The following is a 15,380-nucleotide window of genomic DNA, read 5'->3' on the forward strand; positions in this document are numbered from 1 at the left end:
ATGCATTGTTATTTATCGACATTTTTTAAAATGTACCCTTGCATAACATTTTAGCACATTGGCGAATCTGCACAACATAGCCGATTGGGAATTTATGATCTTGGTCAAATGGATTTCATCAAGTAGAGGAAACATCAATTATGTAGCAAAAAAATATCGAAAATTACTATTTATTCTATTAATAAAAAATACGGATTAATTACTTTAATATCATTTCTATACAAAATAAAGTAATATTCGCATGACAGCACTAAATAATCAATATAATATTTAGTATGCTATTGACTTTAAATTTTTATGTGCTTTATTAGTGTAAATGATATTGTAAGGAATAATTATGCGTAAAATGCTTTTTTTCAATACACTAAGTCTTTTGGTTCTTATAATTATTGGAGAGCCTAAAACATTATTAGGTGAGTATCTTTATTATGCTGCCTTTTTTACCATTTCAGGCAGCATACTTCTCTCACCATTAATATACGTTATGACAAGAAAATCTTACTGAAAAATTTTATGTTTAACTTCTAGATATAAATTTATAATCTTGTAAGTGGCTTTCTTTACTAGGGTTTTGAGTTTGGAACGCAAAATTTTTTTTGGAGAGTTTGTTACAAAAATTGAATTTATAGTTCCTTTTGAAATCCACTCTTTCCTTGCAACTCTAAATTCAGTGAAGGAAATAAATAATTTTATTGTGTAGAAGAAAATAAATATTTCAACGGCAAGTACACGGAAAGCTTTTAGGTGATTTATTTTTGCTTGGGAGAAAGTTATTACTTCAAAAATAAAAACATTTTCTTTAAATATATTTATATCAATAAATTCTAGAATCAATACGGTTGCGCCAATGGCTCCTGTAAATATTACAACAAAGTCAGCCATTTTCTTTAAGTAATCACCCATTTGGTCATATGTCATAGAATAAATCATATATCCAAATAATATGGGTAAAAGATATGATAATATTGCAAAAAAGACAATGCTGTAATACCCAAGGCATATCAAAAATAAAATTAGCAAAAAGGGAATAAAGAAAATATTAAATATTTTTTTGTTTATTAATTGGCGTACATAAATCTTCCTTGAAGAATGAACTATTCCGCTTTCGTTTTCAACTATGCAGACGTAAGGTCCGTTGTTTTTAGATTTTTCCTTTCCTAATTCATTTTTTTGCATAATGATTGTAGTGAACTCTTTACCAAAGAAAGTTTCCGTTCGTGTACTAACTTTCTTAATATCTATAAATTTTTCTTTGTTCTTAAAATGTTTTTTTATGATTTCTGTTGTATCATGCTGCATAATAATTTCCTTTATAGTCCAATTCTGTAGTGGGCTTTTATCATGGGTTTAAAATTACATGATTAAATTAAATAATTCTAGATTAATAATGATATCCTCTTCGGGGCAATTTTTTGATGCTAAATGATCAATTACCCTTTTGTATTTGTTTTGTTTCATTCTTTCTTCCAGAAATAAAGTTAATGAATTGAGATGGTTATATAAAATAACTGCGTTGATAGTTGTTTATCAAGCAGCAATGACTTTTAGCCTTTGAGCTTGGACATAATCACCCCACCACTGCATGAGAGCCACTCGTTCTACTATGTATTCTGCTCGGTTATAGGCTGCAATTATTTCATCTGTCTTCGAGTGTGCAAGGGCCGCTTCTAAGACATCTGTCCTGAACTTACCCGACTCCTCTGCGGCCGTTCGTGCAATAGATCTCATTCCATGAGCTACAAGCTCACCTCCGAAGCCCATACGGATTATGGCCGCATTAGCTGTTTGTTCATGCATATGGTTAAGAGGAGCCTTTATGCTTGGAAACACCCATCCACGATGCCCACTAATCCCTTTCATTGACTCCAGGACTCTCAAAGCTTCTTTGCTTAGTGGAACTTTGTGAGGCTTCTTCATTTTCATAAACTCAGCCGGGATGTTCCACATTGAATTATCGATATCTATATCAGCCCATCTTGTGCGAACAGCTTCACCAGGGCGAACCCATGTGAGAAGTTGCCACTCAATCAGTAGCCTTGTTTCTAAACGGATAGAAGCATTGATTAGAGCAACCAGGAAGCGGGGGAGTTCGGAAGGGGGTAATGCTGGCATATTCTGTTTTTTAGGCCTACTGAACCGTTGACCAAGGTTGTCAGCAGGATTGAATTCTATGAGTTCTTCTGTTGCTGCATAGCGGAAAATTTCATTTAATCGGGAAATGATTCGCCGTAAGGTTTCGAGGACTCCCCGTTGCTCAATAGGGTCAAGGTGTTGCTTTAAGAGTTTGGGTCGGATCTCATTGACAGGAACATTACCCAATCCTGGAAAGATATTTCTCTCCAGGCTTCGCCAGATGTCTTCTGCATGGTCTTGTGAGATACCTGAGGTCTTTACCTTCTCATCTAACCATTTCCTTGCCACGGCTTGGAGAGTGTGTTCAGTAGCATTCTTTAAGGCATTAGCTTTATTGCTGTTATGGACTTGGGGATCAATGCCATTGGCAAGCAAGGAAAGGTATTCATCTCGTAAGGTTCTGGCTCTTGCCAGTGTAAGGTGAGGATAGGTCCCAAGGCTCATTTTGGTTCTTTTCTTACTCACTGGGACCGCATATCTGAAATACCAATTCTTCTTCCCTCCTTTTGTGAGAGAAGCGATTCGCAGGATCAAACCATCACCGTCAAACAAGTTGATTTCTTTATCGGCTGGCTTCGTGCTTTTGATTTCAGTGTCAGTGAGCTTCTTAGCGATTTTTGCCATTTTGGGACCCTCGATTTTTGGACCCTTCGTTGTGGGTCCCATTCAGGGTGCCATAAGTGATAGTTCTCAGCAATTCTCACTAGACTACAATAGACGTAAAAAAGCCCGCAAGGCTGGTTCCATGCGGGCTTAGTAGACTTCAGTATACTTCAAACAACTAAAAAGTGGTGGAGCTGGCGGGAGTTGAACCCGCGTCCGAAATTCCTACATCCTCGGCACTACATGCTTAGTCCAGTCTTTACATTCGCTGGCCAGCTGCGGACGGACACGCCACTGACAAACTAGCCTGATTAGTTTTAACGCTTCAACCCCAGGCAGGGCTTCCACGCGATCTCTTTTGGGTTTGACCTCTCTTTATTCCCCGTCTTAAGAGCGGAAGCTAGGGAGAGAGGGCTCTTAGCAGGTTATTAAGCTGCTAAAGCGTAGTTTTCGTCGTTTGCGACTATTTTTTTGCGGCTTTTTACGAGGCCAACCGCCCCTCGGCATGCACCTTGGGTTTCGCGAATCCCGTCGAATCCAGAATCAGCCCCAATGTGTTAAGACGAGTATAACAGATTTGTGAATGGAGTTACCAGCACTCGTTCGCACGATTGTGGGAGCGGATTGGGTGAAAAAGCAGCATCAACAACGATATAGCGCATAAGGGCCAGCTGAGCCGGCCCTTAAAAAGAGGGGATTAGCGGCCGGCGTGTTTCATAATACGGGCTTTATCCAGCGCCCACTCGCGATCTTTGAGGTCGGTACGCTTGTCGTGCTGTTTCTTACCTTTGGCGACGCCGATCTTCACTTTGCACCAGGCGTTCTTCCAGTACAGCGACAGGGCCACGACGGTGTAGCCTTCACGGTTGATACGGCCATACAGGGCATCCAGCTCGCGCTGATTAAGCAGCAGCTTACGGGTACGCGTCGGGTCACAGACGTAGTGGGTCGATGCCACGGCCATCGGCGTAAAGTTGGCGCCGAAGAGATAGGCTTCGCCATCTTTCAGGATGACATAACTGTCGCTGATGTTGGCTTTGCCGGCGCGCAGGGATTTGACTTCCCACCCTTGCAGGGCAAGACCAGCCTCGTATTCATCTTCGATAAAGTATTCATGGCGGGCGCGTTTATTCAGCGCAATGGTGGCTGATCCAGGTTTGTGGGCTTTTTTCTTGGTCATAATGTCCTGAAGTCATTGCTAAACGGGAACACAGTACCTCAATCCATCCTGCGAGGTGTAATGCGCTATCTTAGCACGAGTTGCGGCACAGCGTTTTTTTTAGCGGCAGATAAATGATATTATTTACCGCGTGTATAAATGTGGAACTCGCTATGCCTCAGATTAGCCGTACTGCACTGGTGCCCTTCAGTGTGGAACAGATGTATCAACTCGTAAATGACGTGAAGTCCTATCCTGATTTTTTGCCTGGCTGCACCGGGAGTCGTGTGCTGGAGTCTGGGCCGACGCAAATGATGGCGGCGGTTGATGTATCCAAAGCAGGCATCAGTAAGACCTTTACGACACGCAATACCCTTACCAGTAACCAGAGCATTTTGATGAGCCTGGTCGATGGGCCGTTTAAAAAGCTGATAGGCGGCTGGAAGTTTATCCCGCTGAGCCCGGATGCCTGCAAAATTGAGTTTCATCTCGATTTTGAATTCACCAACATGCTGATTGAGATGGCGTTTGGGCGCATCTTTAAAGAGCTGGCGTTAAATATGGTGCAGGCTTTCACGGCCAGGGCCAAAGAGGTTTATCGTGCCGGCTAACATCGTGGTGGAAGTGGCTTATGCCCTGCCGGAGAAGCAGTACCTGCAAAGCGTAAAGCTTGAAGAGGGCGCTACGGTTGAACAGGCGATTGTTGCCAGCGGCCTGCTGGCGCTGCGCGGCGATATCGATCTGGCGAAAAACAAGGTTGGAATATACAGTCGCCCGGTTAAACTGCATGATGTGGTGCATGATGGCGATCGGGTGGAAATCTATCGCCCGCTGATTGCCGATCCGAAAGAGCTGCGTCGTCAGCGCGCGGAGAAAAACGCCGGGAAATAGCGGCGAAAGGAATAAAAAAAGCGCTCAATGAGCGCTTTTTGTCTTTCTGCAGCAAGGTGTTTACCACATTACTCGTTGGTCAGAGCCGGTTTGTTATCAATATTGGTTAACACGCCGCTGCTGTTAAAGGTCAGCGTTAGCGTCTGCTGGGTGATATTTTCATGCCCAGGCTGCTGACGGAAAACATAGAACCAGGTGTTGGTACCAAACGGATCCGACATCATTGGGGTACCCAGCGCATACGCAACCTGCTGTTGCGTCATGCCGACACGAATTTTTGCTACATCGTTAGGTGCCAGATAGTTACCCTGGTTGATATCAGGACGGTAAACCACTCGTTCCAGAGTGGAACAGCCTGCGGTCAACATGAGAAGAACCGCTGCGGCAGCAGTCAGCGTTTTACAGCGCATAGTGATTTTATTCCTTTTCGGGCCCGAGCAGTACGTGGCTCATCTGTAATATGCCGATAATAATAGACCTTTGCCCAGTTGGAAACCTTCGACTGCAGGTCTTACGGCAATTTGCTGTTCACTATGACTCTGCGAAAATCAAAAAGTTTACGCCGCGAGCAACTCTTTCGCGTTTGCCAGCGTGTTGCGGGTGACTTCGCTCCCGCCCAGCAGACGGGCCAGTTCCTGCAGCCGCGCCCGTTTGTCGAGCGGGTGCATATGGGTTTCCGTCATCTCGCCGTCGGTCTCTTTGCAGACGAAGAAATGATGATGGCCGCAGCCGGCAACCTGCGGCAGGTGAGTGACGCACATGACCTGGGTAGATTCGCCCAGTTGACGCAGCAATTTGCCCACCACCGCGGCCGTCGGGCCGCTGATGCCGACATCCACCTCATCGAAAATCAGGGCCGGCGTTTCCATCTTCCGCGCAGTAATGACCTGAATGGACAGCGCAATACGCGACAGTTCGCCACCGGAAGCGACTTTAGCAATGGGCTGAAGCGGCTGCCCGGGGTTCGTGGTGACGCGAAACTCGATACGGTCGGCCCCTTCGGCGGTGAGATGGCGCTCATCAAAGGCTACCTCGATGGCAAATACTCCGTGAGGCATGGAAAGTGAGCGCATACTCTCAGTGATTAACTGCGCCAGCTCTTCCGCGCTGCTTTGACGCAGAGCGTGCAGCTGCCGGGCGCTCTCCAGCGCCAGCTGATGGTGCTCTACCACGGTCTGGCTAAGGGATTCCAGTGAACCCGCGCTGTCGTCCAGCAGGCGCTGCTCTTCCAGCAGAGCCTGATAAAAAGCGGGGAGCTCTTCCGGGGTAATCTGATGCTTACGTGCCAGGGCTATCTGGCGAGAGATGCGCTGCTCCAGCTCGAACAGACGATTCGGGTCGAGATCCAGGCGGTCGCTATAGTGACGCAGTTCGTCGCTGGCTTCGCTGAGCTGGATAGCCGCCTCTTCAAGCATATCCAGCACGCCCGAGAGCTTGCTGTCCATACCGGTGAGCTCGGTCACCAGTTGCCTGGCGGTGTAGAGCTGGCTCTGTAGATTGGCCTCTTCGCCGTCTGCGAGCACCGTCAGCGCGTGCTGGCAGGTGGTCAGCAGCTGGCCGCTGTTGGCCAGACGTTTGTACTCTTCATCGATTTGTTCGAACTCGCCCGGCTGCGGATTGAACTCATTCAACTCTTTCAGCTGATATTGCAGCAGGTCGGCGCGGGATGCTCGTTCCTGGCTCTGCTGCTGATGCTGGGCCAGCTCGCGGCAGCTTTGATGCCACTGGCGGTAGTGTTCAGCCATACGCTGAGTAAGCGCATACTCACCGGTGTAGCCATCGAGCAGCGTTTTTTGATGTTCAGGCCGGGTCAGCAGCTGGTGCGCGTGCTGGCCGTGAATCTGGATAAGCAGCTGGCCGAGCTCACGAAGCTGAGAGAGCGGGACGGCGGTGCCATTAATAAAACCGCGGGAGCGGCCGTCGGTACTGATGACGCGGCGAAGTAAACACTCACGTCCGCTTTCCAGCTGGTTCTCCTCCAGCCAGCGCTGCGCCGCCGGAGTATCTTTTAAAGCGAAGCGGGCGCACAGGTCTGCACGGCTGGCGCCTCTGCGCACCATGTCTGCTTCGGCTCTTCCGCCGAGGCACAGCCCCAGCGCATCAATGGCAATAGATTTCCCGGCACCGGTTTCCCCGGTGATAGCGGTCATTCCGCTGTGAAAATCGATTTCCAGTTCACGAACGATAGCAAAGTTACTGATGGTGAGTTGCGCCAGCATAGCTGCCTTCCTGTATGAAAAACCATTACTGTGTTTTCGTACAGTATAAACTGGTTTTTTATCCAGTAAAGAGGCAGCCGCTAAGATCAGAACAATTTTTTCGACCAGCCGAGTTTTGTGCTCAATATATTGAAATAGCTGTAATCTTTTGGGTGGATAAGGTTCAGATGATAATCGCAGCGGTGGATAAGGACATCTTCGCCATCCTGAATCGGCAACGCTATCTGGCTGTCGCAGCTGATCTCCAGATCGCTACAGCGCTGGGAAAAACGCAGGCGGATGGTGCTGTCGCCGTTAATCACCAGCGGGCGCGCCGATAGCGTATGCGGGAACATTGGCACCAGGGTGATGGCATCTAATGAGGGGGTCAGAATGGGGCCGCCGGCGGAGAGTGAATAGGCGGTGGACCCCGTCGGCGTGGAGATAATCAGGCCGTCCGAGCGCTGGGAGAAGGCAAACACCTCATCGATATACACTTCGAACTCAATCATATGCGCGACTTTGCCCGGGTGCAGGACCACTTCATTAATCGCTGTGCTGATGCGCTTCTGGCAATCTTGCTGGCAGACCTGGGCTTCCAGCAAAAAGCGTTTTTCCGAAATGTAGTGGCCTTCCAGCACGTCGGCGAGCTGCTGTAGGGCGTTATCCGGGTCAAGATCGGTCAGAAAACCGAGGTTGCCGCGGTTAATGCCGATGACGTTGATATCGTAACGCGCCAGCGTTCGCGCCGCGCCGAGCATATTGCCGTCGCCGCCCACCACAACCGCCAGATCCGCCTGCTGGCCAATTTCCGCCAGCGTGCCCGTTTTGACGTTGCTAAGCTGGAGTTCATGGGCAATCTGTTGTTCGACCAGAACTTCGTAGCCTTTGCCGGAGAGCCAGCGCCAGAGCATTTCATGTGTGGTCAGCGCGGTTGGGTGACGAGGGTGTCCCACAATGCCTATACACTTGAAATGGTTCTTCATGTTCTGGATGTCCTTGCGTTAAATGAATGATGACAATCTGACAGCTTCCCTTGAAACCCGGAAACGGATCCCCATAATAAGCGAAGTTAGCGAGATGAATGCGAAAAAAACGCGGAGAAATTCATGAGTAGTAAAGAACAGAAAACGCCTGACGGGCAAGCCCCGGAAGAAATTATCACGGAACAGCACGAGAACGTTGAGGCGGTTGAGCCTGAAGTTTCTGCTGAGCAGGTGGATCCGCGCGATGAAAAAATTGCGAATCTGGAAGCGCAGCTGGCTGAAGCTCAGACTCGTGAACGCGATGGTGTCCTGCGCATAAAAGCGGAAATGGAAAACCTGCGTCGTCGTACCGAACTGGACGTGGAAAAAGCGCACAAATTTGCCCTTGAGAAGTTCATTAACGAACTGCTGCCGGTTATCGACAGCCTGGACCGCGCGCTGGAAGTGGCCGATAAAGCCAATCCGGACATGGCTTCCATGGTTGAAGGTATCGAGCTGACGCTGAAGTCGATGCTGGATGTCGTACGCAAATTCGGCGTGGAAGTGATTGCCGATACCAACGTGCCGCTGGATCCGAACGTGCACCAGGCCATCGCCATGGTCGAGTCTGACGATGTGGCGGCTGGCAACGTGCTGGGCGTGATGCAAAAAGGCTATACCCTGAACGGTCGCACCATTCGCGCAGCGATGGTGACCGTGGCGAAAGCGAAGTAACCTGCCTTCAACGGCCGCCGCAAGGCGGCCGTTTTTCTTTGCTGTCCGCAGCCCGGGAAATCGCGGGCAAAAAAAACGGCGAACCCTGGGTTCACCGTCCTGGCATCAGGCCAGTCGATTACTCGGCGGCGCTTTCACGAAGGGGCTTCACCGGCTTGACCTTCACCTGCTTAATCATATTGTCCTGGACGTCGAGAATATCGATATCATACTGCTCGATGCGCACGCGCGTGCCGGGAACCGGGATCTCTTCCAGCGCCTCCAGAATAATCCCGTTAACCGTTCGGGCCTCATCTTCCGGCAAATGCCAGTTAAACGCTTTATTGATTTCACGCACGCTGGCGCTGCCATCGATAATGACGGTTCCGTCAGTTAACGGCGTGACCTCTTCAGCCAGCGTCGGCGACATGGAGGTAGTGAAGTCACCGACAATCTCTTCGAGAATATCTTCTACCGTCACCAGCCCCTGGATATCACCGTACTCATCGACCACCAGACCGACTTTCTTCTTATTGCGCTGGAACTTCACCAGTTGCGTACTGAGCGGCGTCCCTTCCGGTACGAAGTAAATTTCATCGGCGGCGCGCAGCATCACCTCTTTAGTGAACTCTTTTTTCTCGGTCATCAGGCGATAGGCTTCACGCACGCGCAGCATGCTGATGGCGTCGTCCAGCGAGCCGCGATACAGCACGATGCGCCCGTGAGGAGAGTGGGTAAGCTGACGAACGATTGACTTCCAGTCGTCGTTAATATCAATACCGATGATTTCATTGCGCGGGACCATGATGTCATCGACGCTGACCTTTTCGAGATCCAACACCGACAGCAGCATGTCCTGGTTACGGCGGGAGATTTGGGTCCGCGACTCGTTCACGATAGTGCGCAGCTCATCTTTGCTCAGCGCGCCGCTGACGATGATATCGGTTTTGATGCCCATCATGCGCATCAGCAGGCGGGTGATGGTGTTCAGCAGCCAGACCAGCGGCATCATCAGCACCTGCAGCGGCGCCAGTAAGAAGCTGCTCGGATAGGCGACTTTTTCCGGATACAGCGCGGCGATGGTTTTAGGCAGGACCTCGGCGAAAACCAGGACCACGAAGGTCAGCACGCCGGTGGCAATAGCCACCCCGGCATCGCCATACAGACGCATGCCAACAATCGTCCCCAGCGCAGAGGCGAGGATGTTGACGAGGTTATTGCCGATCAGGACCAGGCTGATTAAACGGTCGGGCTTACGCAGCAGTTTTTCGACGCGTTTTGCCTGGCGGCTGCCTTGTTTCGCCATATGCCGCAGTCGATAGCGGTTCAGGGTCATCATCCCGGTTTCGGAGCCGGAGAAATAGGCAGAGATAATCACCATGATAATCAGCGTCACGATCAGCGTGGTGGTAGATATGTGTTCCAGGGGGGACTCCTTAACGCCTGGTCCGGTAGGCTATTTTATGAGCCTGCTGGCGCTGAGCGCAGCCAGTCTTCAGGCTTTTTGCAATGATGACACCTACCGGGACAGGCAGGTGTTCGGGATTAACTAATAAACTGTTGCAGCACGCGGCTGCCAAAGTAAGCCAGCGTCAGCAGGCCTGCGCCGGTGACGTTAAACCAGACCACCCGACGACCGCGCCATCCTTCATGATAGTGGCCCCACAACAGAACGATATAGACGAACCACGCGACGATCGACAGCACGGCTTTATCGATATTTTCCGTGCCAAACAGGTTATGCATATAAAACAAACCGGTGCACAGCGTCAGCGTCAGCAGGACCACCCCGACCTGGGTAATATGAAACATTTTACGCTCGATACTCATCAGCGGCGGCATTTCATGGCTGAAGGCCAGCTTTTTGTTCTTCAGCTGATAATCGATCCATGCCAGCTGGAGCGCATACAGCGCGGCAATAATCAGCGTCGCGTACGAGAAGAGCGACAGGCCGATGTGCACCAGCATTCCCGGCGTGGTTTCCAGATGGGTGATGTATTCGTTCGGCACGAAAGTGGCGAAAGCCAGGTTAATCAACGCAAATGCGTAGACGATAGGCAGCAGCAGCCAGCCGCGGTTGCGCGATGCGACGATAGTCATCACGCTACAGATCATCAGACTGACCAGCGAACCGACGTTCAATAAACTGAGATTCTGTCCACTCTCGCCGCCGGGGAAAATACGTGACTCCAGCGCAAAAGCATGACAAATCAACGCAATAGTTGCGGAAAGAATCGCCATTCGCCGCCAGCTGCTGTTTTTTTGCAACAGGCCGGGGATGATCAGCGCAAGGCTGATGGAGTAGGCGACAAGCGCGAGCAGAGCAAAAACAGGCATATGGGTGTCGACTGTTGACTAAATAAGAAAGAGAAGCAGTATAGCGTCACGCGACGTCGGCTCCAACCGTTGCATCACATCGCGCGTCATGTCGTGTTATACTGCGCCAAATCCGTGTTTTCGTGTCGCTGCTGCGACCGACAGTTTCCACCTCAGGCGAGAGACAATGTTTGATAATTTAACCGATCGTTTGTCGCGTTCGCTGCGCAACATTAGCGGCCGCGGACGCCTTACCGAAGACAATATTAAAGACACCCTGCGTGAAGTTCGCATGGCGTTGCTGGAAGCAGACGTCGCGCTGCCTGTTGTTCGTGACTTCATCAGCCGCGTTAAAGAGAGCGCGGTGGGTCATGAAGTAAACAAAAGCCTGACCCCGGGTCAGGAGTTTGTCAAAATCGTACGTAACGAGCTGGTTGCGGCGATGGGCGAAGAGAACCAGGCGCTGGATTTAGCCGCTCAGCCACCGGCCGTCGTGCTGATGGCGGGTCTGCAGGGTGCGGGTAAAACCACCAGCGTCGCCAAGCTGGGTAAATTCCTGCGTGAGAAGCACAAGAAGAAAGTGCTGGTAGTCTCCGCGGACGTTTATCGCCCGGCGGCGATTAAACAGCTGGAAACGCTGGCACAGCAGGTTAACGTTGATTTCTTCCCGTCCGATGTGGGCCAGAAGCCGATCGATATCGTGAACGCCGCGCTGAAAGAAGCGAAGCTGAAATTCTACGACGTGCTGCTGGTGGATACCGCCGGTCGTCTGCACGTTGATGAAGCGATGATGGACGAAATCAAACAGGTCCACGCTTCGCTTAACCCGGTAGAAACGCTGTTCGTCGTTGATGCGATGACCGGCCAGGATGCCGCGAATACCGCCAAAGCGTTTAACGAAGCGCTGCCGCTGACCGGCGTGGTGCTGACTAAAGTCGATGGCGACGCTCGCGGCGGTGCCGCGCTGTCGATTCGCCATATCACCGGCAAACCGATTAAGTTCCTTGGCGTGGGTGAAAAGACCGAAGCGCTGGAGCCGTTCCACCCGGATCGTATTGCTTCCCGTATTCTCGGCATGGGCGACGTGCTGTCGCTGATCGAAGATATCGAGAGCAAGGTTGACCGCGCGCAGGCCGAGAAACTGGCCTCCAAGCTGAAGAAAGGCGATGGTTTCGACCTCACCGATTTCCTCGAGCAATTGCGTCAGATGAAAAACATGGGCGGCATGGCCAGCCTGATGGGCAAACTGCCAGGCATGGGGCAGATCCCGGACAACGTGAAATCGCAGATGGATGACAAAGTGCTGGTGCGGATGGAGGCGATCATCAACTCGATGACCCTGAAAGAGCGCGCTAAGCCGGAAATCATTAAAGGTTCACGTAAGCGTCGCATCGCCGCCGGCTGCGGGATGCAGGTGCAGGATGTGAACCGTCTGCTGAAGCAGTTCGACGATATGCAGCGCATGATGAAGAAGATGAAATCGAAAGGCGGCATGATGAAGATGATGCGCGGGATGAAAGGGATGATGCCGCCAGGATTCCCAGGTCGCTAATACGCGTCATAATTCAAGCCGCAGATGCGTTGGCTGCATTCGCTCACCCCGGTCACGTACTTGTGTACGCTCCCGGGGATTTGCTCACTTGCCGCCTGCCTGCAACTCGAATTATTTAGCGTATTGTAGTTTTGAATTGATTTTTGCACAGAAATCAGTAAAATTTTCGGGCTTTTAATATGACACCCGGGCTCCGTTCCTCGATGGGGCCCGGGTGTTCTATTCACACAAGAGGATGTTATGGTAACTATTCGTTTAGCTCGTCACGGCGCTAAAAAGCGTCCGTTCTACCAGGTTGTTGTCACCGACAGCCGTAATGCACGCAACGGTCGCTTCATCGAGCGCGTTGGTTTCTTCAACCCGATCGCTTCTGCGAACGAAGAAGAAACGCGTCTGGATCTGGATCGTATCGCTCACTGGGTTGGCCAGGGCGCTACCGTTTCCGATCGCGTTGCCGCGCTGATCAAAGCAGCAAACAAAGCAGCTTAATCTGTCACGGTGGTCATGATGAGCAAGCAACACACCGCACAAGCACCTGTTGATCCGATCGTATTGGGCAAGATGGGTTCTTCCTACGGTATCCGTGGTTGGCTCAGAGTGTTTTCCTCCACCGAAGACGCCGAAAGCATTTTTGACTATCAGCCCTGGTTAATCCAGAAGGCGGGTCAGTGGCAGGTCGTTGAGCTGGAAAGCTGGCGCCACCATAATCAGGACATCGTTATTAAGCTGAAAGGCATTGACGATCGTGATGCTGCGAATCTGCTGACGAATTGCGAAATTGTCGTGGACTCCTCGCAGCTGCCGAAGCTCGAAGAGGGTGACTATTACTGGAAAGACCTGATGGGCTGCCAGGTAGTAACCACAGAAGGCTATGGCCTGGGTAAAGTCATCGACATGATGGAAACCGGGTCAAATGACGTTCTCGTCATTAAGGCAAACCTGAAAGATGCATTTGGTATCAAGGAGCGGCTGGTTCCGTTCCTCGATGGGCAGGTTATCAAGAAAGTCGATCTCGCTACTCGCACAATCGAAGTAGACTGGGATCCTGGTTTTTAAATTCTCCGGATAAACGGTAAAAGACGGCGCTATGTGGATTGGCATAATTAGCCTGTTTCCTGAAATGTTCCGCGCAATTACCGATTACGGGGTAACTGGCCGGGCAGTAAAAAATGGCCTGCTGAGCATCCAGAGCTGGAGTCCTCGTGACTTTGCTCATGACCGGCACCGTACCGTGGACGATCGTCCTTACGGCGGCGGACCGGGGATGCTAATGATGGTGCAACCCTTACGGGACGCCATTCACACAGCAAAAGCCGCGGCAGGTGAAGGCGCAAAGGTGATTTATCTGTCACCTCAGGGACGCAAGCTTGATCAAGCGGGCGTCAGCGAACTGGCCACGAATCAGAAACTGATTCTGGTGTGCGGTCGCTACGAAGGCATAGATGAGCGCGTAATCCAGACCGAAATTGACGAAGAATGGTCAATCGGTGATTACGTCCTCAGCGGTGGTGAGTTACCAGCCATGACGCTGATTGACTCCGTTTCCCGGTTTATTCCGGGGGTTCTGGGTCATGAAGCATCGGCAACGGAAGATTCCTTTGCCGATGGATTACTGGACTGCCCACACTATACCCGTCCTGAAGTGTTAGAAGAGATGGAAGTACCGCCAGTTTTGCTGTCGGGAAACCATGCTGAGATTCGTCGCTGGCGTTTGAAACAGTCGCTGGGCCGTACCTGGCTTAGAAGACCTGAACTTTTGGAAAACCTGGCTCTGACTGAAGAGCAAGCAAAGTTGCTGGCGGAGTTCAAAACTGAACACGTAAAACAGCAGCATAAACATGATGGGATGGCGTAAGCCCCCAATATCAGTTTACCCAGGATAAGAGATTAAATTATGAGCAACATTATTAAGCAACTTGAACAAGAACAGATGAAGCAGGACGTACCTTCCTTCCGTCCGGGTGATACCGTGGAAGTGAAAGTATGGGTTGTTGAAGGTTCCAAAAAACGTCTGCAGGCATTCGAGGGCGTGGTTATCGCTATTCGTAACCGCGGTCTGCACTCTGCATTCACTGTTCGTAAAATTTCCAACGGCGAAGGCGTTGAGCGTGTCTTCCAGACTCACTCTCCGGTAGTTGACAGCATTGCTGTTAAACGTCGTGGTGCTGTACGTAAAGCTAAACTGTACTACCTGCGTGAGCGTACCGGTAAGTCTGCTCGTATCAAAGAGCGTCTTAACTAAGATTCGCTTTCGCGACATCCTGATGAAAAGGGCTGGCCTGATGGGCCGGCCCTTTTTTTATCCTCAATTTAACCATTCTGATGTAAATCATTTACAATATCGCTCTCATTTCGGAGGGGCGGTGGTCAGTAAACTTTCTCAACAATCAGCATTCAAACGGCGGGCCGCATGGCTGGCGTTGTTTTCGATCCTGCTGATTGTGATTGCGCCGCTGATCTCGGTCTCACTGCAAAAAGATCCGCTGAGCGCTATGCCCGGCATGCATCATGCGATGATGATGGCGGACATGCCGCATGAGCAGACGATGTCCCACCCGGCGGTTTCTCCTGCGCCGCAGTCGACGCACACGATGCCGCTCGACCATGCGGAGGCCTGTGGCTACTGCGTGCTGCTGGCCCACGTTCCGGGGCTGCTCTTTGCGCTGGCGCTGCTTCTCTCCGCCGTCCTGCGTCGCGTGCGCGTTCTTTTTTCCTGCCTGGTGCTAAAGCGTCGGCATTACTTCCCCTGGCTGTACCCCGAAACCCGCGCGCCGCCGCAGCGCTCTGCTTTTTCTGCCTTCTAAAAATAACGATGCGCACAGCGCTACGTCCTCTTGTTGCTTTCAGAA

The 15,380-nt window shown here is 50.8% G+C and carries 17 protein-coding genes and 1 other RNA gene; 9 read left to right on the forward strand and 9 right to left on the reverse strand.

Annotation, left to right across the window (positions count from 1 at the left end):
• Nucleotides 1–498 precede the first annotated feature (498 nt).
• The 4 genes from Electrica_RS05635 to smpB all read right to left on the reverse strand — a co-directional run bounded on the left by Electrica_RS05635 (nucleotide 499) and on the right by smpB (nucleotide 3,916).
• Nucleotides 499–1,299 (reverse strand): hypothetical protein, encoded by an 801-nt coding sequence (locus Electrica_RS05635; RefSeq protein ID WP_004853340.1) that lies wholly within the window; start codon nucleotides 1,297–1,299, stop codon nucleotides 499–501.
• Nucleotides 1,300–1,527: 228 nt separating this feature from the next.
• Nucleotides 1,528–2,757, reverse strand: a complete 1,230-nt coding sequence (locus Electrica_RS05640; protein ID WP_167686222.1) for an integrase domain-containing protein — start codon at nucleotides 2,755–2,757, stop codon at nucleotides 1,528–1,530.
• Nucleotides 2,758–2,922: 165 nt separating this feature from the next.
• Nucleotides 2,923–3,287: a transfer-messenger RNA gene (gene ssrA, locus Electrica_RS05645) on the reverse strand.
• 146 nt (nucleotides 3,288–3,433) lie between these two features.
• Nucleotides 3,434–3,916: an SsrA-binding protein SmpB gene (gene smpB / locus Electrica_RS05650; protein WP_004866580.1), complete on the reverse strand. Its 483-nt coding sequence runs from the start codon at nucleotides 3,914–3,916 to the stop codon at nucleotides 3,434–3,436.
• A gap of 152 nt (nucleotides 3,917–4,068) precedes the next feature.
• On the opposite strand from smpB, the gene Electrica_RS05655 reads away from it, so the two are divergent.
• Together Electrica_RS05655 and Electrica_RS05660 are read left to right on the forward strand one after the other, a co-directional pair.
• Nucleotides 4,069–4,506, forward strand: a complete 438-nt coding sequence (locus Electrica_RS05655; protein ID WP_202395372.1) for a type II toxin-antitoxin system RatA family toxin — start codon at nucleotides 4,069–4,071, stop codon at nucleotides 4,504–4,506.
• Complete coding sequence (locus Electrica_RS05660) at nucleotides 4,496–4,786, forward strand: RnfH family protein (RefSeq protein ID WP_131048859.1); 291 nt, start codon at nucleotides 4,496–4,498, stop codon at nucleotides 4,784–4,786. Before Electrica_RS05655 ends, Electrica_RS05660 begins: the two co-directional genes overlap by 11 nt.
• 68 nt (nucleotides 4,787–4,854) lie before the next feature.
• Here Electrica_RS05660 and bamE read toward each other — a convergent pair whose 3' ends face one another.
• The 3 genes from bamE to nadK all read right to left on the reverse strand — a co-directional run bounded on the left by bamE (nucleotide 4,855) and on the right by nadK (nucleotide 7,970).
• Nucleotides 4,855–5,196: an outer membrane protein assembly factor BamE gene (gene bamE, locus Electrica_RS05665; protein WP_100686429.1), complete on the reverse strand. Its 342-nt coding sequence runs from the start codon at nucleotides 5,194–5,196 to the stop codon at nucleotides 4,855–4,857.
• 147 nt (nucleotides 5,197–5,343) lie between these two features.
• On the reverse strand, nucleotides 5,344–7,005 hold the full coding sequence (recN, locus tag Electrica_RS05670; RefSeq protein ID WP_141963857.1) for a DNA repair protein RecN: 1,662 nt from the start codon (nucleotides 7,003–7,005) through the stop codon (nucleotides 5,344–5,346).
• A gap of 86 nt (nucleotides 7,006–7,091) precedes the next feature.
• Complete coding sequence (gene nadK, locus Electrica_RS05675; RefSeq protein WP_141963859.1) at nucleotides 7,092–7,970, reverse strand: NAD(+) kinase; 879 nt, start codon at nucleotides 7,968–7,970, stop codon at nucleotides 7,092–7,094.
• Between the two features lie 123 nt (nucleotides 7,971–8,093).
• On the opposite strand from nadK, the gene grpE reads away from it, so the two are divergent.
• Nucleotides 8,094–8,684, forward strand: coding sequence for a nucleotide exchange factor GrpE (gene grpE, locus Electrica_RS05680; RefSeq protein ID WP_100686427.1), 591 nt, complete (start codon nucleotides 8,094–8,096; stop codon nucleotides 8,682–8,684).
• Between the two features lie 118 nt (nucleotides 8,685–8,802).
• Here grpE and Electrica_RS05685 read toward each other — a convergent pair whose 3' ends face one another.
• Together Electrica_RS05685 and Electrica_RS05690 are read right to left on the reverse strand one after the other, a co-directional pair.
• Nucleotides 8,803–10,089, reverse strand: coding sequence for an HlyC/CorC family transporter (locus tag Electrica_RS05685; protein WP_141963861.1), 1,287 nt, complete (start codon nucleotides 10,087–10,089; stop codon nucleotides 8,803–8,805).
• A 119-nt stretch (nucleotides 10,090–10,208) separates the two neighbouring features.
• Nucleotides 10,209–11,000, reverse strand: coding sequence for a cytochrome C assembly family protein (locus Electrica_RS05690; RefSeq protein WP_100686425.1), 792 nt, complete (start codon nucleotides 10,998–11,000; stop codon nucleotides 10,209–10,211).
• A 166-nt stretch (nucleotides 11,001–11,166) separates the two neighbouring features.
• Here Electrica_RS05690 and ffh point away from each other — a divergent pair, with 166 nt between their 5' ends.
• From ffh to Electrica_RS05720, 6 genes are all read left to right on the forward strand, one after another.
• On the forward strand, nucleotides 11,167–12,531 hold the full coding sequence (gene ffh, locus Electrica_RS05695; protein ID WP_100686424.1) for a signal recognition particle protein: 1,365 nt from the start codon (nucleotides 11,167–11,169) through the stop codon (nucleotides 12,529–12,531).
• Nucleotides 12,532–12,771: 240 nt separating this feature from the next.
• A complete protein-coding gene (rpsP, locus tag Electrica_RS05700) occupies nucleotides 12,772–13,020 on the forward strand; it encodes a 30S ribosomal protein S16 (protein ID WP_004866550.1) in 249 nt (82 codons plus the stop codon).
• Nucleotides 13,021–13,038: 18 nt separating this feature from the next.
• Nucleotides 13,039–13,587, forward strand: coding sequence for a ribosome maturation factor RimM (rimM, locus tag Electrica_RS05705; protein WP_004866548.1), 549 nt, complete (start codon nucleotides 13,039–13,041; stop codon nucleotides 13,585–13,587).
• A gap of 31 nt (nucleotides 13,588–13,618) precedes the next feature.
• Nucleotides 13,619–14,386 (forward strand): tRNA (guanosine(37)-N1)-methyltransferase TrmD, encoded by a 768-nt coding sequence (gene trmD / locus Electrica_RS05710; RefSeq protein WP_100686423.1) that lies wholly within the window; start codon nucleotides 13,619–13,621, stop codon nucleotides 14,384–14,386.
• 39 nt (nucleotides 14,387–14,425) lie between these two features.
• Entirely contained in the window at nucleotides 14,426–14,773 is a 348-nt protein-coding gene (rplS, locus tag Electrica_RS05715; RefSeq protein ID WP_002914145.1) for a 50S ribosomal protein L19, read from the forward strand.
• 121 nt (nucleotides 14,774–14,894) lie between these two features.
• Nucleotides 14,895–15,335, forward strand: a complete 441-nt coding sequence (locus Electrica_RS05720) for a DUF2946 domain-containing protein (RefSeq protein ID WP_141963863.1) — start codon at nucleotides 14,895–14,897, stop codon at nucleotides 15,333–15,335.
• Nucleotides 15,336–15,380 lie beyond the last annotated feature (45 nt).

The organism is Klebsiella electrica, from assembly GCF_006711645.1.
Lineage (GTDB): Bacteria > Pseudomonadota > Gammaproteobacteria > Enterobacterales > Enterobacteriaceae > Klebsiella > Klebsiella electrica.